Raw genomic sequence first — 19,116 nt, 5'->3', positions numbered from 1 at the left:
CACACCATCTGATTACAGGACAATTCGGTTGTATCTGTTTTGTTCTTATAAATCCAGCCACGCAAACGGCAGGGCCGATAAAGCCGTCAAAGGACGGCTTTATGGATGGGCAAATCCACGCCGATCTGGCGCAGCATTTCTTCAAATTCGGCAATTTCAAAACCGGGGGCTTCAGTTGCCACGCCATAGGTAATGCCCTTGCCCATCGGGCCAATATCAAGGGCATTTACCACGTCATCTGCAGGATCAAGGAAGGTGCAATTGGGGGCTGCTTCCTCAAAATATCGGCGCAACCACGGCAAATGGGTGCTTGAAAGGGTCAGCACATCAATTTCCGGGTCAACGGCCAAAATATCAGCCATCAGTTTTTCAACGGTGACACGAGTTTCATCAGGTTTGAACAGGAAATCACCGTTTTCAACATGGTCAATTGCGCCCGATGCGTTAAAGCCCGTAACCGTCGCCCGGCCTGCAAATGGCGCGATAAACTGTGCAAACATATCGCTATCAATTAACGATGCCACACCCATCACGGCAACATGCCCGCTGGCTGATGCCGCGATGGCGGCCTGCACGGGTGGTAAAACCCCGCTAACCGGTGTTGATGTCAGCTTCTGCACATCGTTTAACACCATGATCGAGGGGGCATTGGACGCAATAACAATGCCTGACGGGTTAAAACCATTCAGATAATCGATGGTCTGGCGCATGACGGCCAGCAACGATGCTGCATTTTTACGGCCATAGGGGAAACTGGCGCGATCTGCGAAATAGACGATATCCTTTTGCGGCCATTTTTCGCGAATTTTGGCAACAATCGAATAACTGCCGATTCCCGCATCAAAGACGGCAACAGGCGCGGTAAGTTCCGGTGTCATGATAAAACCTTGTTCGTGGGACTATTTCCGGTTTAGCGCAGGGCAAGCACGATTTGCGACCGAAAAAGGAAAAGAATGCCATTTTCGCCCGCGCCACTGGCGAAACCCGAAAATTGTGACTATGCTTCAAGCATCTATTCAGGAAACGGCTTTTTAAAAACAACAAACGCCAGCGGGTGCAAAACGCTCCGGACCGTCCACCTAAACGGCGTAACCACAACCACATTCCAAAGTTGAAAGGCAGCTTTCGCTGTCTTGCGGCACCCGTCTTAAGTTGTATTCCCTGAATATGTTCTGCGCACTAGCATAGGGCGCAAGCGACAGGTCTCGTTTGACCGGCATTCCGTAACGGAAGGCCGTCAGGCACAGCCAGGCGGGAAACTGAACCGCACCGAATTTTCGCACCGGTGCACATACCCTGATCTTCGCGGGCGGGTATGCGGTGCGAACGCATAGACAACAGGAAACGAACAAGAGGCTTAACAATGTCTGCGAACGTTTATCCCGTCTCCGAGGAAACCGCCAAAGGCGCCTTGATCGACAAAGCCAAATACGATGCCATGTACAAACAATCGGTCGAGGATCCGGAAGGCTTCTGGGGCGAACACGGCAAACGCATTGACTGGATCAAGCCTTTCACCAAGGTCAAAAATGTCAGCTATGATCCGCACAACCTTTATATCAAATGGTATGAAGACGGCACGCTGAACGTTTCGGCCAACTGCCTGGACCGTCACCTTGCGACGCGCGGCGACCAGACCGCGATCATTTTTGAGGGTGACGACCCGTCAGTTTCCGAACACATCACCTATAAAGACCTGCATGAACGCGTATCGCGCTTTGCCAATGCCCTTAAAACCATGGGTGTGAACAAGGGCGACCGCGTTGTCATTTACCTGCCGATGATCCCGGCAGCAGCAGTATCGATGCTGGCCTGTGCGCGCATCGGCGCGATCCATTCCATCGTTTTTGGTGGCTTCTCGCCCGAGGCCCTTGCCGGTCGCATCGAAGATTGCGGCGCCAAGGTCGTGATTACCGCCGATGAAGGCCTGCGGGGTGGCCGTGGTGTTGCCCTGAAACGCAATGCCGACGAGGCCCTGTCCCATCCCGGTGTGAAGTCGGTTGAAAAGCTGGTCGTGGTAAAACATACCGGCAAGGACATTCCCTGGAATGACGCGCGCGATGTCTGGTACCAGGACATTTGCGATGCCGCATCACCCGACTGCCCCCCGACCGAGGTCAATGCCGAAGACCCGCTTTTCGTGCTTTACACATCGGGTTCAACCGGCAAACCGAAGGGTGTTTTGCATACATCGGGCGGTTATCTGGTTTATGCGTCAATGACGCATCAATATGTGTTCGATTACCATGATGGCGATGTTTACTGGTGCACGGCCGATGTGGGCTGGGTCACGGGACATAGCTATATCGTTTATGGCCCGCTGGCCAACGGCGCCACGACCCTGATGTTTGAAGGCGTGCCCAGCTATCCGGATGCTTCGCGTTTCTGGAAAGTGTGTGAAAAGCACAAGGTCAATATTTTCTATACCGCACCGACCGCCATTCGCGCCCTGATGCGCGAAGGTGCCGAATGGGTGGAAAAAGCCGACCTGTCATCGCTGCGCATTCTGGGGTCGGTCGGTGAACCGATCAACCCGGAAGCCTGGGAATGGTATCACGAGCATGTTGGCAAACGAAAATGCCCGATTGTGGATACCTGGTGGCAGACCGAAACCGGCGGCATCCTGATTACGCCGCTGCCCGGCGCGACCGATTTGAAACCGGGTTCGGCCACCCTGCCGTTCTTTGGTGTTGAACCGGCACTACTGGACCATGAAGGCAATGAACTGGAAGGCGCGACCGAAGGCAGCCTGGTGATCAAATATAGCTGGCCGGGCCAGATGCGCACGGTTTATGGCGATCATGAACGCTTTATCCAGACCTATTTCTCGACCTTTGCCGGGGTTTACACCACGGGTGACGGCGCACGTCGCGATGAAGATGGCTATTACTGGATTACCGGCCGTGTCGATGACGTGATCAACGTTTCGGGCCACCGTATGGGTACGGCCGAAGTTGAAAGCGCGCTGGTTGCCCATCCCAAGGTGGCCGAAGCCGCCGTTGTGGGTGTTCCGCACGACATTAAAGGCCAGGGCATTTATGCCTATGTCACCCTTAATGCCGATGAAGAACCCAGCGACGAGCTGCGTGGTGAACTGGTGAAATGGGTGCGCAAGGAAATCGGCCCGATTGCCAGCCCCGATTATATCCAGTGGTCGCCGGGCCTGCCGAAAACCCGTTCGGGCAAGATCATGCGCCGTATCCTGCGCAAAATTGCTGCGAACGAATATGACCAGCTAGGCGATACTTCGACCCTGGCCGATCCGGGCGTGGTTGATGATCTGATTGATAACCGTCAGAACCGCTAAACCGGGCTGATGGCATAATTCAAAGGCGGCGTCTTCGTGATGCCGCCTTTTTTGTGCCTGTAATTTCCCGGGTGATAAAGGCCCTATGATCCGCAAAAGGGCGGCATAAACCCAGCAACACACACGCGTTGCGATTGCGCCGGTTACCCGCGCGCGCGCGTGGATTTGGCGCTAACAGCCCGCAATAGCGGCAAAATCCCGACAGGCCGCAATATATCTGGCAGCAAAATCCAGCTTTGCAAGCAAAATTCTGGAATGATCGTTCACATTTATATCACCACGCCAGCACATTCATTTGATTTCCCCAATCCGGCGAAGCCCCATAGATAAAACCACAGGTATAAATTCAATAATAGGTGCCGGTTCTATCACCGGCATCGAAAAAGACTGGAATAAGCATCGTGGGTTTTTTAGCCAGAATGTCATTAAGACGGGTCATTCCCGCCGTTATCGCCCTGATCGCGATCGTGGCTACCGCTGTCACGGCGATCTCAAGCTATGTCATCGCCCGCGATGCCCTGAATGAAGGGGCCACCGACAAACTGTTTGCCCTTGCCAGTTCACGCCAAAGCGAGCTTAACCAATATCTGGTTTCGGTGCGCGAAGATCTGGTCATTCAGGCCGACAGCCCTGCCATTCGCCAGGCAATGAAACTGTTTGGTTTTGCCTGGTCGGATCTGGGCAGCAGCCCGGAAAAGACCCTGCAAAATTTTTACATCGCGCAAAACCCGAACCCGGCCGACAAGCGCGACCAGTTATTGCAGGCAAAGGATGGTTCTACCTGGTCCGATATCCATCACCAGTATCATCCGTGGATGGAAAAGCTGTTACATGCCCGCGGCTATGCCGACATTTTCCTGATCAGCCAGGATGGCGATATTCTGTATTCCGAGGCGAAACGCGATGATTTTGCCGCCCGCCTTGGCGACCCGGAACTGGCAAAAACCGGCCTGGCCCGCGTGTTTAACGAAGCCAGCAATGCCCAGGCTGGCAATGTAGCCTTTGCCGATTTCACCCTGTATGGCCCGGCGGCAGGCAGCAGCAATGCCTTTTTGGCGACACCGGTATTTGCCGATGATGGCACAACGCGCATGGGTGTTTTTGCCGTCGAAGTCCCCATTGCCCGGGTTAATGATATCCTGCAGCGCAATGACGGGCTGGGCAAAACCGGCGAAGTTTACCTTGTTGGCCAGGATTTGCTGATGCGCAATGACAGCCGCATGGGTGATGCCCATACCAGCCTGCAGCGCCGGATTGACACCAAACAGGTCCGCGATGCCCTGGCGGGTAAAACCGGCACCATGGAAGACCTGAATTACCGTGACGACAGCGTTGTGTCATCCTATGTGCCCATGTCATTTGCCGATACCAAATGGGCGATGGTTGCCGAAATTGACAGCGACGAAATCTTTGCCCCGGCGATTTGGATGCGCAATTTCTCGCTGATGTTGCTGGCCGGTGTTGCCGCAATTGCCGTGCTGGTTGGGCTGTCGCTGGGCCGTGGGATTACCCGGCCGCTGACACAGGCCGTTTCCCTGATGGAACGGCTGGCGCATGGCGAACTTGATGTTGCCATCCCCAAAGCACAAAGCCGAAATGCCGTTGGCCGCATTTTTGAAACCCTTAACCTGTTTCAGGGTAATTTGCGTGAAAATGCCCGCCTGACCGCCGAGCGCGAAGCCGAAAGCCAGCGCAAACTTGACCGTGCGGAGGAAATCCGCCGGTCGATCGACAAGTTCCGCAATCGCAGTGACGAGGCCCTGCAGGCCGTTCAACAGGCATCGAATTCGATGCGCAGCAGTGCCACTGTCATGGGTGAAACCGTTTCGCAGACCAACCTTTTAAGCAACAATGTCGTGGCGGCGGCGCGCCAAGCATCGGGCAATGTGAAATCGGTTGCAACCGCAGCCGAACAATTATCCGCATCAATCCTGGAAATCAGCGAACAGGCCCAGAAATCCAGCGATATTGCCCAGGGTGCCGTTAGCCGCACCAATGAAAGCAACAAGCTGGTGCAAACCCTGGCCCAAAGTGCCGATCGCATTGGCGAGGTTGTTACCCTGATCAATGATATTGCCGGGCAGACCAACCTTCTGGCCCTGAATGCCACTATCGAGGCCGCACGCGCCGGCGATGCCGGCAAGGGATTTGCCGTGGTCGCGGGCGAGGTAAAATCGCTGGCCGCACAAACCAGCCGGGCAACCAGCGAAATCAGCGATCAGATCGTCACCATCCAGACAGCAACCCACGAAGCCGTGCTGTCGATGCAGGCCATTTCCAACGTGATTGGCGACATCAACACCATTGGCACCACCATTGCCGCATCGGTCGAACAACAGGGTGCCGCCACCCGCGATATTGCCCGCAACACACAACAAAGCGCACAGGGTACAGACGAAGTTACCCGCAATATTGCCGGGGTCAGTGACGCCGCCAAACGCAGCGAAACCGCCACCGCCGATGTTACCAGTGCCGCCGACAGCCTTGCCCGCCAGGCTGATAACCTGCGCCGCGAGATTGATATTTTCCTGGGAGAAATTCAGGACAGCAAATAACGCAGCCTTTGCCAGCCTTACGGCAAATACGGCCTGCATAGGGTTTGAAACAACCGCGCAGCACACCAAAAGCGCCCCTTTGGCAAACGAAGGGGCGCTTTTGCATGCATGCCTGTTACCCGCGCCCTTGCGGGTGGCAAGGTTGTGTTTTGGCCGAAATTGGGGTAGGTACAATCCGCTGCGACGCAGCATGTGATTTGAATAATTATGGATTTTGGTCCGATGTAAGGTGTGCCTTTTAATGACTGCCCCATAAGTGCGACGGAGACCTGCTTTCCTGGCGCATGTTCCATTGTGGGCTTCATGGCACCTGATCGACCGATCATTCAAGATTTTCGAAAATTCCGATAAAAGACGGCCCGCGCCATTCGCTGCGGGATTGGGGACGACTGGAGATATTCCTGTGAACACAGATTTCCTTCCGAAATTGCGCGCCGAATGGCTGGGCAATATTCGCAATGACGTATTGTCGGCCATGGTTGTTGGCCTTGCACTTATTCCCGAAGCCATCGCCTTTTCGATCATTGCCGGTGTCGATCCGAAGGTCGGCCTTTTTGCATCTTTTTCGATTGCCGTGATCACCGCCGTTTTTGGCGGCCGCCCCGGTATGATTTCGGCGGCAACGGCAGCCACTGCTGTTTTGATGGGCTCGCTTGTGCGCGAACACGGGCTGGATTACCTGCTGGCTGCCACGGTGCTGGCCGGTATCCTGCAAATGATTGCGGGGTTGCTGCGGTTAGGCAACCTGATGCAATTTGTATCGAAATCGGTGATGACAGGGTTTGTAAACGCCCTTGCGATCCTGATTTTCATGGCCCAGTTGCCCGAACTGATCAATGTGCCGTGGGTAACCTATGTGATGGTGGCAGGGGGCCTTGCCATTATTTACCTGTTCCCGCGCATTACCAAAGCCATCCCCTCGCCGCTGGTATCGATCATTGTTCTGACAACGATTTCGCTGTTCATTGATGCCGATTTCCACACCGTTGGCGATATGGGCGCATTGCCCGATGCCTTCCCGGCCTTTGCCATTCCCAATGTGCCGTTCAGCCTCGATACCTTGCTGATCATTCTGCCCTATTCAGCCGGGGTTGCGGCTGTTGGCCTGCTGGAATCACTGATGACGGCATCCATCGTTGATGATTTGACCGACACATCGTCAAACCGCATTCGCGAATGTTACGGCCAGGGCATTGCCAATTTCTGCACCGGCTTTATCGGCGGCATGGCGGGTTGCGCCATGATTGGCCAGTCGGTCATCAATATCAAATCGGGCGGTCGTACCCGCCTTTCCACCCTGCTGGCCGGTATCTTCCTGCTGATCCTGGTGGTGGTTCTGGGTGATTTTGTCCGTATCATTCCGATGGCAGCGCTTGTTGCCATCATGATCATGGTGTCCATCGGCACCTTTAGCTGGTCCTCGATCAAAAGCCTGAAAACCCATCCGCGCAGCTCGTCTGTCGTGATGCTGGCAACGGTTGTTGTGGTGGTCGCCACCCATAACCTGGCGATTGGTGTTCTGGTCGGTGTGCTGCTGTCGGGTATTTTCTTTGCCTGGAAAATCTCGCAGATTTTCCGTGTGCGCAGCGAACTTTCGGGCGACGGCACCACCCGCACCTATCACATTGAAGGTCAGATCTTTTTTGCCTCGGTGGAGCGTTTTTCCAAGGCTTTTGACTTCCGCGAAGCCCTTGATAAAGTCGTTATCGATGTCACCCACGCCCATATCTGGGATATTTCCAGTGTTTCAGCGTTGGACATGGTGGTGATGAAATTCCGCCGTGAAGGTGCCGAGGTTGAATTGATCGGCCTCAATGAAGCAAGCGAAACAATCGTCGACAAGCTTGCAATCCATGACAAGCCGGGCGCGTTTGAACGCCTTGCGGGCCACTAGGGGAAGAGGCAACCATCATGACCAAGCTTATCGCCCTGATCGATGGGTCGATCTATTCCAACAGCGTTTGTGACCATGCCGCCTGGATTGCGGAACGCACAGCGGCATCAGTATCGCTGGTGCATGTGCTGGGCCGTCGCCATGCGACTGGCGAACAGGCGGATTTTTCGGGCAACCTGAAACTGGGCGCCCGCAGTGCCCTGTTGAAGGAACTGGCCGACCTTGATGCGCAAAAAGGCAAACTGGCCCTGCAGCATGGCCGCCTGTTGCTGGCTGAAGCCAGCGAGCATATCCGCGAAAAAAGCGGGATCGAGGCGGAAACCAAACTGCGCCATGGCGACCTGATCGAAGCCATCGAAGAATTTGAACAGGATGCCGACCTGATCATTATTGGCAAACGCGGAGAAGCCGCCGATTTTGCCAAGCTGCATTTGGGGTCCAACCTGGAACGGGTCGTGCGCGGGGCAACAAAACCCGTGCTGGTTACATCGCGCGCCTTTCAGCCGATTGAAAAATTCGTCATCGCCTTTGATGGCGGCCCCAGCGTGATGAAAGCCATTAACCATATTGCCCAAAGCAAACTGTTTAACGGCCTGTCCTGCCTGTTGCTTGCCGCGGGCGAACCGGGCAGCGATGCCCGCCAGTCGCTTGATGATGCGGTTGCCATTCTGAACAATGCCGGAATCAACGCCGAAAGCGCGATTGAAAAGGGCGATGCGGAAACCGTGATCAAAACCCGCATTGAAAATGACAAGTTCGATCTGCTGGTGATGGGTGCATACGGCCATTCACGCATTCGCAACCTGATCATTGGCAGCACCACGACCGAAATGGTCCGGTCCTGCCATGTGCCGGTTTTGCTGTTCCGCTAAACCAGTCAAGCAAACAGAACCCATTAAAAAAGGCGTGCAACCTGCCAAAACCGGCAATTTGCGCGCCTTTTGTGTTCTGACTGATATGTTAGGCATCACTGCCAAGCTGGCGGCGGATTTCATCGGCCAACGGGTGTAAAACCTGATCATCCAATGGCGCAACCACGCTGTAGCCAAGGCCCTTGTCCGCCCAGCTATAACCACCCAGATCACCCCGATGGCTGCCGGTCATGGACGTGTTCTGATCCACCTTCATCGGGCGGGTCAACACGACAAGGCGAACGCCTTTATCATCGTCATACATCAGCATAGCAGCCGGGCCATGCGCCGTTGCGACAATGCGCCCGCCCATAAAACGATATCCCGATGTCGCAAGGTCGGGCACCTGAACGGGATGGGCAAGACGATCTGACGCCCAGCGGACAAAGGCCGCGCCACTATCACCATCATCGGCACGCATTTCCACCGGGCGAAAATGATCAAGGGCAAAAACCTGATAACTGTCCGCTGCCTCGCTGGCGAGGGCGACAATACCGCTGGCCCCGGCTGGCGTTAACTGCGCCGCCGTCGCCTCACTGCCCTGCATTTGGCCATGCAACACCCAGCCACCGGCCCCACCGGCCACCAGCAACACCATCGCCGCTGCTGCCATTTGCCACAAGGGCTGACGTTTCGCGCTACGCTGGCGCGCAGCAATATGTTCGACATTCAATCGCGACGGAACGGGTTCCTCGGCGACTTTGGCAAAGGCATTGCGCAACAGGTCGCGATCCCGGCGATAACCCGCCACCCGGGCGGCAACATCTTCGTGCTGCGCCAGATAGGCTTCCACCTCGGCCTGGCGGGTGGCATCAAGTGCCTGGTCAATATAGGCATGCAGATCATCTTCGCTGATGGGTCTGTTGCTCATTTCACTCTCCGCAGAACCGGGGACATGCCAGGGGTTTCATCATCGCGTGCCGTTTCGCGTTCGGGATTTGCCAGTATTTGCGCCAGCCTTTCACGCCCGCGCGACAGCCGCGACATCACCGTACCCACCGGAATATCAAGAACCTTTGCCGCATCCGCATAGGACAGATCTTCGACCGATACCAGCAAAACCACACTGCGCTGGTCATCGGGCAGTTTTTCAAGGGCGGCCATAACATCATTGAAATGCAGGTTTTCATCCTGGCGGGGCGGGTGTGAAAATACCGCATCACCTGCATCCTCGATCGCCACATGAACCCCACGGGCGCGTGCCTGCTGCCAGCGATTAACCGCCAGATTATGCAAAATTGTAAACATCCAGCGCCGGGTATTGCCATCATTATGGCGTTGATGCCAGCGGCTGATCGCGCGTTCCAGGCAATCCTGCACCAGATCATCGGCCGCACTGGCGTTTTTCATCAGCGCGCGTGCATACCGGCGCAACGCCGGGATTAACGGTTCGATCCGCCCGATCATATCATCGTCACGCATCATGCTGGCCTGTCTGATCTGCTGGTCATTGCGTGCTTTATGTTTTCTCGCATCGCGGTTTATCCAGTTGCGTTCCCCGGCACCATCGGGCACCGGGGAACATCACGTCCAATCAATCCTGGGTCATCGCCTGGATCTGAACCGGTTTACCGATATTGCCAAGCGTGCCGCTGGCAATAACAAGGTAACGTTTGGCAATGCCTTCTTCGCCCTGCACAAGCTGGCGAATGGGGCCAAGCGCATTGACGATGCCCGCACCCGCCGGGTTGGCCTTAAAGCTGGCAATGGCCTGTAACGGGCCGCTGCCATCAGCCTTGTTTGACAGGGCCAGGACATAATCCTTTTTGGCCTCAAGCCCGCTAACCGATGCCTGGACAACCTGTGTCAAACCCTGGTCAAACAGCGACACACTGGTGGACTGTTCGCTGGCATTACCAACAGGGTGCAAAACAAACTGAACCGCGTGGTCGGTTTCGCCCAGCGCCTGCAGGTTTGCCGTGCCATCACCAGATGTGACAGCACCGGACACATAATTCACCGCCTGGGGTGCCTGCCCGATCGGAATGGTGGCAACAACCTTGTTGGTCAGGGTATCGATGGCGGCCAGGGCATCGTCATTTTCAAGACCAACATAAACCCGGCTGCCATCGCCAGACGGCCACAAACCATGGGGCAGCTTGCCAACCGGCACGGTTGCCACCTGTTCAAACGTTTTGGCGTTAAAAACCTTAACCTGGTTCAGACCGCCAATGGTGACATAGGCAAAGGTCCCCTTGGCATTATTGACGATATTTACGTGGTTGGTGATGGGGCCGGTATCAATGGTTTTGATCACGTCAAAAGGTGGTTTGGCATCAAATACCTGCACCTTGCCCACATCCTTCAGGGTCAGCCAAACCTGGCTGCCATCGGGGCTGGCGGCAATGTTGGGGCAAAACGGACTGGCCTGTTTGACCTTGCCGACAATTTTATGATCAGCAACCGAAACCACCAGTGTTTCCGGGTTAAAGGATGAACAGATATAACCATATTTGCCATCGGGCGAAAAAATCTGCATGCCCGGCCCAGCCGGGGTTTTGATGCGGGTTTTTTCTTCAAAGGTCGTCGCATCGATGACGGACACATAATCCTCACCACGAATGGTGATCCAGACTTCCTTGCCATCGGGGGTATAGAATGCCTCGTGTGGGGAACGGCCCAGATAGGTCGTGTGTTTGACGCTGTTGGTTGCAGTATCGATAAACGACACCGAATTGCTACCCACAGCCACAACAGCAATGGTTTTATGATCTGGTGAAAAACCCATGCCATGCACCAGCACCTGACCCCGATAAAGCGGGCTGAGATTGCGCGGTTGCGGGTCGCCCAGGCGGATAACCCCCAAAAGAGTGTTGCTGGCCGGGTCCACCACCGAAACGGTGTTGGAAAACTGTTCGGCGGCATAAACGCGGTCCTGGTGGCTGATCGGAATGTCGGGGGTGGATGCCGCCAGCGGCGCCTGCCCGGCCATGGCCGAACCCGCAGCCACAAACAGCCCGCAGGTCAAAAAGGTTGAGGCAAGTAAACGTTTCATGGGTTTCCTGACATTAAAATGTTGGGGAATGAAAGACGGGACAAGGGAAAGACGGGAAACGGGTGAAAAACGGACCCTTTGGCGAAAGACAGCCGCCTTCGCAAACCGCAAGCAGGGTGGAAAGAACCCCTGCCAAACGGCCAGAAAACTGAAAATCAGTGGGTGGGTGCCGGGGTGGAAGGTGGCAGTGCCTTGCCAATGGCCAGATACATGGCGGCAATTTCCTGCTGCTGCGTCACGATGATTTCCTGACACAGGCGTTTTAGCTGCGGGTTGGTGGCATAGGGCAAAAATGCCACGCACATATCAATTGCGCCCTGATGATGCGGGGCCATCATGGTGACGAAATCGCGGTCAATATCGCCGGTGGGCGCTACATGCATGGCCGACATCATCTTTGCCATTGCATTCGCATTGCCATCCAGAAAGGGCTGTTCATGCGCCAATGCGGCGGCATTATTGGCAGCGTCACTGGCACCTGCTTTGGCAGGTTGGGCAGGATCGCCCTGCTGGCCTGCTGCATGACCGGTAGCATTTGGCGCATTATGGTCCACGCCATTATGGGCCAGGGCAGCACCACCGCCCAGCAGTGCAAAACATATGGCGCTACCGGCAATATGGCGGCCTGCCTGGTGCAGGAAGTTTCGCAGATGGCTCATGGGGTCGGCTCCTGTCTTGAAGGTGATAATAACAAGACAGGCGAGCAGCCGGTTTATTCCCCGGCCCGTGCTATTTTTTTAATCCCGCATCATTTTTCGCCCTGAAAATGCAGAAGCGCACCGGGAAAACCAGCCCAAAACCCAAATAAAAACGGCAGGTTACCCGATATTTCCATCCATTTTGCGATATGGACAAAAAATACAGGGAAAACCTGCCGTTCATGTTTTTATGACTGCGCAAATGCCCAAAGGCCAATGCACAGCAGCACCCAAGGGCGTTAGTTCAAAAGGAAACGACCCAGATTTTTATGGATCTGCTTATCAAGCTCGCGATCCAGATCCATCAACAGGGCAGCGGTTTCGTCATAGATCGCCTTTTCACGTTCCGCCACCGACATCGATTCCGAAAGTGTGCGGCTGCGTTCAACAACGGCGGCAACTTCGCCTTTCTGGGTGCCATCTTCGGTCAGAAGTTCAAGCTTCGCACCAACCTTCAAATCCACCTTCTGCGACTGGTCATCGGTGAACATGCCCTTGATACCGCCCTTGGTTTCAAGGCTTGCAGTGGTGATGGAGGCATCGGTAACGCTATAACGCAAAATATCGTTGGTACCCGCGGTTTCAAGGCGGTCATCGGGCCAGTTCATTGCCATGCGGCCCAGATCAAACGGCAGATCAGGCTGCAGGTCATTGGCGGCTGGCACCCCATAGGCCGCGACCTTTTCAACCGGGCCTGCCGAAAATTCAATCGGAGAAAGGTGACGCCATGTCACATCCGGGTATGTTTGCACGGGTGCGCTTGTACAAGCCGCCACCATCATTGCCATTCCCCCTGCCACTGCCAGGCTGATGCCACGCATAGACAACCCCATCATTACCCCGTTCTCCTGAACATTTTATCACGATGCGAACCGGGGCACGGCCCCGGCTCCACTAACTGTCATCGTGACGATGAATAATGATTAAGGCAAGCCTGTGACGTTCTTATTGGCATCAAGGGCTTATCAGCTTTTGGCCGCAGACTTATGCAGTTTCGCCCGGCTGTGCGTCATCGGCCTTCAGCGCACGCAGGTCGGCTTCGTTAAAACCATAATGCGTGTTGCAGAACTGGCAGGTCACACCGACTTCACCGGTATGGGATTCGCGCATATCCAGCAACTCTTCAAGCGGATAAGCGGCAAGCGCACCTTCGATTTTCTGGCGGGAACAGCGGCATTTGAACTGCAACTGGTCCTGATCGAAAACACGCGGTTCTTCATCATGGAACAGACGCCAGATCAGATCCTGCGCCCCCAGCGAAATATCAACCAGTTCGTTCGCAGTGGCACTGCCCATCAGGATTTTTGCCCGACGCCAGTTATCCTGCCATTCGGCATCCTGTTCGGGCGTTAAGGCATCGCCCGATGCACTGCCCGGCAGACGCTGGACAAACATGCCACCAACCCACCAGTCGCGTTCGGTTTCACCACGATGAACCTCGATCTTGAAAGCGGTTTCAAGCTGTTCGGACTGGCGGAAATAGGCTTCGGCACATTCCGAAAGGGTTTCCCCTTCCAGCGAGACAATGCCCTGATAGCGTTCATGATCATCGCCCTGATCAACGGTAAAGGCGATATGGCCATGGCCCATCAGTTTATGAACCTTGCCGCGCAGGGCTTCTTCGCCGCCTTCTTCAGCCGCGATCATGGCATTCAGGCGGTCTTCATCAACACGCAAACAGGCGCGGATATTACCATCGCTATCGACATCCACCACCAGCATGCTGATCGGCCCGTCAGACGATGTCTGAAGGGTGAAAAGGCCTTCATATTTCAGGGCCGAAGACAGCAGAACCGCCAGCGCAATGATTTCAGCCAGCAGGTCATTTGCCAGGGGCGGATAGTTATGCTGCCCGACAATGGTTTGCACGGTCGGCCCAAGGCGCGTGAAGCGGCCACGGATGTTGGAATGTTCCAGCGTAAAGGGCTGACAAAAATCGACAGCAACTTGCATGATCAGCTTCCGATGGTTGCAATTTCGGTTCAAATACCAAAGGGGCGAACATTGCTGTTCGCCCCAAAAATCTGACCCTAATCTAGGCAGAATTTTTACGCAGGCAAGCCATTAAAACAGTATAGCAGAATGCCCTTCTGCGCATGCAGGCGATTTTCCGCTTCGTCAAAGACCACCGACTGCGGACCATCGATCACGTCATCGGTGACTTCTTCATTACGGTGTGCAGGCAGGCAATGCATGAAAAGCGCATCCCTGTTGGCCTTTGCCATGGCCGCCGCATTGACCTGATAGGGCGCAAGCGCTGCCATACGGGCATCGTGGTCTTTATCACCCATCGAAACCCAGCAATCGGTTACCACCACATCGGCACCTGAAAGGGCATCGTCAAATTCAGCCAGGCGGACCTTGCCACCAGCGGAATTTGCCGCCTCGATCAGGCCCTGCTGCGGGCGATAACCCACCGGGCAGGCCATATCAAGCGAGAAACCAAATTTCGACGTCGCGTGAATCATGGATGTCGACACATTGTTGCCATCGCCAACCCAGGCAAATTTCAGCCCGTCAAGCTTGCCCTTGTGTTCACGCACCGTCATCAGGTCGGCCATGATCTGGCAGGGGTGGCTTTGATCGGTCAGGCCGTTGATCACGGGAACGGTGGCATATTCGGCCAGTTCCAGCAGTTTTGATTCATCGGTCGTACGGATCATGATGGCATCGACATAGCGCGAAAGTACGCGCGCGGTATCGGCAATCGTTTCCCCGCGGCCAAGCTGGCTGCTGGCTGAATCCAGAACCACAACATCCCCGCCAAGCTGGCGCATGCCCACTTCAAAGGAAACGCGGGTTCGGGTCGAGGGTTTTTCAAAAATCAGGGCCAGGGTTTTGCCTGCCAGCGGTTTGGCACCAAAGGGGGCCTTGCCCGCCTTTTCATTGTCCCCCAATGAAAGGATATCGTGCAATGCCTCGGCGGACATGCCCTCGATATCCAGAAAATGTCTGATATCCGTCATTAATTCATTCCTTACGAGGTAAAGGCAGCCGCAACCGCGTCAATTGCGCTCAGCGCCTCGTCGACCTGGGTTTTTGTGATGTTAAGCGGCGGCAACAGACGCACGACATTGTCCCCTGCCGGAACGGTCAGCAGGTTCTGTTCGCGCAGTTTGACCACCACATCACCATTGTTCGGGATCATCTTCATGCCCATCAGCAGACCAGTGCCACGCACTTCGTCAATGAAACCGGGATGTTTGGCAGAAATTGCTGCCAGTCCATCACGGATCAGTTTGCTCATGGCCAGAACGTTATCAAAAAATCCCGGCTTCAAAACTTCGTCCAGCACGGCATTGGCCGCCGCCATTGCCAGCGGGTTGCCACCAAAGGTCGAACCATGCATACCCGGTGTCAGGGCTGCTGCTGCCTTTTCATTTGCAAGCAGGGCACCAACAGGGAAGCCCCCGCCCAGACCTTTTGCCGACGAAATGATATCAGGCACCATATTGGTCCATTCATAGGCAAACAGTTTGCCCGTACGGCCAATACCGGTCTGAACCTCGTCAAACATAACCAGCAGGCCATATTCATCGGCTGCTTTGCGCAAACCTTCAAGGTAGCCTTCCGGTGCGGGCATGATGCCACCTTCACCCTGGATCGGTTCGACCAGAATGCCAGCTGTCTTTTCGGTAATGGCATTACGCAGTTCGTTCAGATTGCCAAAAGCAACCCGGTCGAACCCTTCGGGCATCGGACCAAAACCTTCGCGGTATTTGTCGCTGGCCCCTGCCGTGAGCGTCCCGATGGTTCTGCCGTGGAAGGCATTGCTGGCAACCAGAATGCGGTTCTTTTCGGCATGGCCGTTCACATACTGGTAACGGCGCAGCATTTTAAGGCCGGCTTCGTTGGCTTCGGCCCCGGAATTGCAGAAAAACACGGTGTCGGCAAAGGTATGTTCAACAAACCGTTTTGCCAGTTTTTCCTGGCCGGGTACCCGGTACAGATTCGACGTATGCCAAACCTTTTTCGCCTGCTCGGTAATGGCCTCAACCAGATGCGGATGGGCATGACCCAGGCAGTTTACGGCAACACCAGACCCAAAATCGAGGAATCGTCGGCCATCCTGCGCATAGAGATAAGGTCCTTCACCTTTCTCAAAGGCCAAATCGGCCCGCGCATAAGTCGGCATGACGGGTGTAATCACAGTTTATTTCCTCGATTATGGGTAAAATCACATTCCTGACCACATGGTCAGCACCGGCAGAATACCGGAAAGCTGCGGAGTATCAAGAGATTCCCGCCCCCTGTCAATGCGGCAAAATACGGTTTTCGATGCGCCGCACAAATAAAACGGGCAGCATCCAATGCCGAATGCTGCCCGAAAACGGAATTTAATGCTGAAATCAGTCCTTTGGGACCGCTTCAGGCTTTCAGTTTGTAGCCGGTTTTGATCATGCGATAGCACAGGATCGACAAAAAGATATTCACGCCCAACAGCACAAAAACACCGGTGGTCACCGACCCGTCAGACATGCCGATGAAACCATAACGGAAACCATCGATCATGTAGAAAAACGGGTTGAAATGTGCCAGCACCCGGCCCGCTTCGGGCAGGTGTTCAGCACTGTAGAATGTGCCCGACAGAAAAGATAACGGCGTAATGACAAAGTTGGTCACAACGGCGATATGGTCAAATTTTTCGGACCAGACACCGCCCGCAATACCAAGCAGCGACAGCATCAGCGATGCGGAAATGCCAAAATACAGAATGGCCCAGATATTATGGATTTGCACATCGACAAAAAACGCCATGGCAATGATGGTAGCACAGCCCACCATAATACCGCGCGTAACGGCCCCCAGCGCAAACCCGGCCACCAGTTCAAAGGCGGAAAGCGGCGGCATCAAAACATCGACAATATTTCCCTGTACCTTGGAAATCAGAATCGAACTGGATGTATTGGCAAAGGAGTTTTGTGCCATGGTCATCATCACCAGACCCGGCGCAAGAAATGTGGCGAAAGAAACGCCATTAACGGTTTCAACAGCCCGACCCAGGGCCAGAAGGAACACCGCCAGAAACAGAAGACTGGTGACCACCGGCGCGCCAACGGTTTGCAGATGCACGTTCAAAAAACGCCGCACTTCCTTGGCATAAAGCGTCCACAGGCCGAGCCAGTTGATCGCGCCCATCGGACGCGGAGCAAGCTCTTGCATTGGTTTTCCTCGAAATTCACAGACAATTGCCGGTAAAATAGGGATAGTTACCCGTAAAACGCAAGTCCGGCCGGCAAAGAGATTATGTCAGACGCAAAACTTTCTTCTCAGCCCCCGCCCCAAACACGCGCGCAGAATGATGCGAACGCGGCAGATGCCTTTGCCCCCACCCCGGCAAAACAGCAAAAGCCCAAAGGCTTTGGCAAAAAGCGTGATGCCCAACAGGGGCCGAAAAAACCCCGCCGGGTCACGCGTGACTATTTAATGAATTATGCCACCTGGTATCTGGAACGTTTTACCGCATCACGCGCACGGCTTGAAAAACTGATGCGCGGTAAAATCCGGCTTTCAATTGCGGAATATGGCACCGACCCGCAAGAAGCCGAAGACTGGATGAAAAGCGTTTTAAATGCCTGCGAAAAGGCCGGTTTTATCAATGACGAGGCCTATGCCCTTGGCCGGGCGCGATCGATGATGCGCAAGGGCAAAGCCATTCGCGTGATTGGGGCGGATTTGAATGCACGCGGCATTTCATCGCAACTGGTGGATGACACCATCGTCAGCCTGCGCAGCGAAGCCGACGATGCCGCACGCAACGATATGCGCGGTACCGACCCGAACCGGGCCGCAGCCGCGGCCTATGCACGCCGCCGTCGCCTTGGCCCGTTTCGCCGCCCCGACCTGCGCGATGAAAAACGTGACAAGGATCTGGCGGCATTGGCGCGCCAGGGCTTTTCCTATGACATTGCCCTTCGCATCATTGATGCCGACCCGGATGAACTGGAAGACCTTTTGCAAATCATTGATGGGCTGTAAGGCCCCATGCTAGCGAGTGGCCTTTGCGATTTTTCGCATCACATTATCCAGCCATCCCCTGATCCGGGATCACGCAGCAAGCAAAACCACCCCAAAACAGGACACAGATATGAGCGTCACCATCTATCATAATCCGCGCTGTTCAAAATCGCGCCAGACCCTGGCCCTGATCGAGGAAAAGGGCATTACGCCAACCATTATCGATTATCTGAACAACCCGCCCAGCCCGGCAGAACTAAGCGATATTCTGGCAAAGCTGGGTAAAAGCCCGGATCTGATCGTTCGCAAGAAAGAAGCCCGCGAGGAAGGCATTGCTGATTTAACCGGGGATGACCTGATAAGTGCCCTGTGCGCCCATCCCCGTGCCATCGAACGACCGATTGTGGTGAATGGTGACAAAGCCGCCCTTGGCCGCCCGCCAGAGGATGTTCTGGCAATTCTGTAAGCCATCCAGGCGCTCGGCGACAGCCTCAGCGACGCCGCAACCACCCATGCAAACGCCCGTGCCACCGCGCGGGCGTTTTTTATCGTGCCGTCCTGCCGGGCGTTCCTTGCAAAACCTGAATAGCAACTGGTTGCGATAGCCAATATTTGCCCAAAACCAAAGCAACCGGCCTGCTTTGCCAAACAACATCAAGGTGCTGCCCGCCAGCACGCCCAACCCGGAAAATGCGATTACCAAACGCAATAGCTGCGTCCTATGTCTTTGATATCGCAAGAACACCCCGAAACCGGGGATCGATATTTCATGACATCAACATTGGTCTGCTTGCGTGC

At 55.0% G+C, this 19,116-nt stretch carries 16 protein-coding genes; 6 read left to right on the top strand and 10 right to left on the bottom strand.

Annotation, left to right across the window (positions count from 1 at the left end):
• Positions 1 to 86: 86 nt before the first annotated feature.
• Complete coding sequence (locus tag CSC3H3_RS00250) at positions 87 to 878, bottom strand: glutamate racemase (RefSeq protein ID WP_101282952.1); 792 nt, start codon at positions 876 to 878, stop codon at positions 87 to 89.
• Between the two features lie 485 nt (positions 879 to 1,363).
• Here CSC3H3_RS00250 and acs point away from each other — a divergent pair, with 485 nt between their 5' ends.
• From acs to CSC3H3_RS00230, 4 genes are all read left to right on the top strand, one after another.
• The gene (acs, locus tag CSC3H3_RS00245; RefSeq protein WP_101282950.1) at positions 1,364 to 3,307 is read left to right on the top strand and encodes an acetate--CoA ligase; all 1,944 of its coding nucleotides are present in this window, start codon (positions 1,364 to 1,366) and stop codon (positions 3,305 to 3,307) included.
• 419 nt (positions 3,308 to 3,726) lie between these two features.
• The gene (locus CSC3H3_RS00240; protein WP_101282948.1) at positions 3,727 to 5,862 is read left to right on the top strand and encodes a methyl-accepting chemotaxis protein; all 2,136 of its coding nucleotides are present in this window, start codon (positions 3,727 to 3,729) and stop codon (positions 5,860 to 5,862) included.
• Positions 5,863 to 6,265: 403 nt separating this feature from the next.
• A complete protein-coding gene (locus CSC3H3_RS00235; RefSeq protein WP_101282946.1) occupies positions 6,266 to 7,756 on the top strand; it encodes a SulP family inorganic anion transporter in 1,491 nt (496 codons plus the stop codon).
• Between the two features lie 17 nt (positions 7,757 to 7,773).
• Positions 7,774 to 8,628: a universal stress protein gene (locus CSC3H3_RS00230; protein WP_101282944.1), complete on the top strand. Its 855-nt coding sequence runs from the start codon at positions 7,774 to 7,776 to the stop codon at positions 8,626 to 8,628.
• Between the two features lie 88 nt (positions 8,629 to 8,716).
• On the opposite strand, the gene CSC3H3_RS00225 is transcribed toward CSC3H3_RS00230, so the two are convergent.
• The 9 genes from CSC3H3_RS00225 to CSC3H3_RS00185 all read right to left on the bottom strand — a co-directional run bounded on the left by CSC3H3_RS00225 (position 8,717) and on the right by CSC3H3_RS00185 (position 17,523).
• Complete coding sequence (locus CSC3H3_RS00225; RefSeq protein ID WP_101282942.1) at positions 8,717 to 9,538, bottom strand: anti-sigma factor family protein; 822 nt, start codon at positions 9,536 to 9,538, stop codon at positions 8,717 to 8,719.
• Entirely contained in the window at positions 9,535 to 10,182 is a 648-nt protein-coding gene (locus tag CSC3H3_RS00220) for a sigma-70 family RNA polymerase sigma factor (RefSeq protein WP_245881212.1), read from the bottom strand. Before CSC3H3_RS00220 ends, CSC3H3_RS00225 begins: the two co-directional genes overlap by 4 nt.
• Before the next feature lie 19 nt (positions 10,183 to 10,201).
• The gene (locus CSC3H3_RS00215) at positions 10,202 to 11,662 is read right to left on the bottom strand and encodes a YncE family protein (RefSeq protein WP_101282940.1); all 1,461 of its coding nucleotides are present in this window, start codon (positions 11,660 to 11,662) and stop codon (positions 10,202 to 10,204) included.
• 155 nt (positions 11,663 to 11,817) lie between these two features.
• Positions 11,818 to 12,321, bottom strand: a complete 504-nt coding sequence (locus CSC3H3_RS00210) for a DUF305 domain-containing protein (protein ID WP_101282938.1) — start codon at positions 12,319 to 12,321, stop codon at positions 11,818 to 11,820.
• Positions 12,322 to 12,599: 278 nt separating this feature from the next.
• A complete protein-coding gene (locus CSC3H3_RS00205) occupies positions 12,600 to 13,196 on the bottom strand; it encodes a hypothetical protein (RefSeq protein WP_101267524.1) in 597 nt (198 codons plus the stop codon).
• A 148-nt stretch (positions 13,197 to 13,344) separates the two neighbouring features.
• Entirely contained in the window at positions 13,345 to 14,313 is a 969-nt protein-coding gene (gene hslO, locus CSC3H3_RS00200; RefSeq protein WP_101282936.1) for an Hsp33 family molecular chaperone HslO, read from the bottom strand.
• Between the two features lie 95 nt (positions 14,314 to 14,408).
• Positions 14,409 to 15,326: an ornithine carbamoyltransferase gene (argF, locus tag CSC3H3_RS00195; protein ID WP_101267529.1), complete on the bottom strand. Its 918-nt coding sequence runs from the start codon at positions 15,324 to 15,326 to the stop codon at positions 14,409 to 14,411.
• Between the two features lie 11 nt (positions 15,327 to 15,337).
• The gene (locus CSC3H3_RS00190) at positions 15,338 to 16,510 is read right to left on the bottom strand and encodes an aspartate aminotransferase family protein (protein ID WP_302476020.1); all 1,173 of its coding nucleotides are present in this window, start codon (positions 16,508 to 16,510) and stop codon (positions 15,338 to 15,340) included.
• Between the two features lie 218 nt (positions 16,511 to 16,728).
• Positions 16,729 to 17,523, bottom strand: coding sequence for an ABC transporter permease (locus CSC3H3_RS00185; protein WP_165791855.1), 795 nt, complete (start codon positions 17,521 to 17,523; stop codon positions 16,729 to 16,731).
• Positions 17,524 to 17,607: 84 nt separating this feature from the next.
• On the opposite strand from CSC3H3_RS00185, the gene CSC3H3_RS00180 reads away from it, so the two are divergent.
• Together CSC3H3_RS00180 and arsC are read left to right on the top strand one after the other, a co-directional pair.
• The gene (locus CSC3H3_RS00180; RefSeq protein ID WP_101282934.1) at positions 17,608 to 18,339 is read left to right on the top strand and encodes a regulatory protein RecX; all 732 of its coding nucleotides are present in this window, start codon (positions 17,608 to 17,610) and stop codon (positions 18,337 to 18,339) included.
• A 109-nt stretch (positions 18,340 to 18,448) separates the two neighbouring features.
• Positions 18,449 to 18,784, top strand: coding sequence for an arsenate reductase (glutaredoxin) (gene arsC / locus CSC3H3_RS00175; RefSeq protein ID WP_101286028.1), 336 nt, complete (start codon positions 18,449 to 18,451; stop codon positions 18,782 to 18,784).
• Positions 18,785 to 19,116 lie beyond the last annotated feature (332 nt).

It is taken from the genome of Thalassospira marina (genome assembly GCF_002844375.1).
Classification (GTDB): Bacteria; Pseudomonadota; Alphaproteobacteria; order Rhodospirillales; family Thalassospiraceae; genus Thalassospira; species Thalassospira marina.
Note: the sequence above shows the minus strand (reverse complement) of the source record. Positions and strands in the feature narration are given on the sequence as shown.

What these genes read in the sequence shown, in the direction of transcription:
- CSC3H3_RS00250 (WP_101282952.1), bottom strand. Translation starts at nt 878, where the DNA reads ATGACACCGGAACTTACCGCGCCTGTTGCCGTCTTTGATGCGGGAATC.
- acs (WP_101282950.1), top strand. Translation starts at nt 1,364, where the DNA reads ATGTCTGCGAACGTTTATCCCGTCTCCGAGGAAACCGCCAAAGGCGCC.
- CSC3H3_RS00240 (WP_101282948.1), top strand. Translation starts at nt 3,727, where the DNA reads ATGTCATTAAGACGGGTCATTCCCGCCGTTATCGCCCTGATCGCGATC.
- CSC3H3_RS00230 (WP_101282944.1), top strand. Translation starts at nt 7,774, where the DNA reads ATGACCAAGCTTATCGCCCTGATCGATGGGTCGATCTATTCCAACAGC.
- CSC3H3_RS00225 (WP_101282942.1), bottom strand. Translation starts at nt 9,538, where the DNA reads ATGAGCAACAGACCCATCAGCGAAGATGATCTGCATGCCTATATTGAC.
- CSC3H3_RS00215 (WP_101282940.1), bottom strand. Translation starts at nt 11,662, where the DNA reads ATGAAACGTTTACTTGCCTCAACCTTTTTGACCTGCGGGCTGTTTGTG.
- CSC3H3_RS00210 (WP_101282938.1), bottom strand. Translation starts at nt 12,321, where the DNA reads ATGAGCCATCTGCGAAACTTCCTGCACCAGGCAGGCCGCCATATTGCC.
- CSC3H3_RS00205 (WP_101267524.1), bottom strand. Translation starts at nt 13,196, where the DNA reads ATGATGGGGTTGTCTATGCGTGGCATCAGCCTGGCAGTGGCAGGGGGA.
- hslO (WP_101282936.1), bottom strand. Translation starts at nt 14,313, where the DNA reads ATGCAAGTTGCTGTCGATTTTTGTCAGCCCTTTACGCTGGAACATTCC.
- argF (WP_101267529.1), bottom strand. Translation starts at nt 15,326, where the DNA reads ATGACGGATATCAGACATTTTCTGGATATCGAGGGCATGTCCGCCGAG.
- CSC3H3_RS00185 (WP_165791855.1), bottom strand. Translation starts at nt 17,523, where the DNA reads ATGCAAGAGCTTGCTCCGCGTCCGATGGGCGCGATCAACTGGCTCGGC.
- CSC3H3_RS00180 (WP_101282934.1), top strand. Translation starts at nt 17,608, where the DNA reads ATGTCAGACGCAAAACTTTCTTCTCAGCCCCCGCCCCAAACACGCGCG.
- arsC (WP_101286028.1), top strand. Translation starts at nt 18,449, where the DNA reads ATGAGCGTCACCATCTATCATAATCCGCGCTGTTCAAAATCGCGCCAG.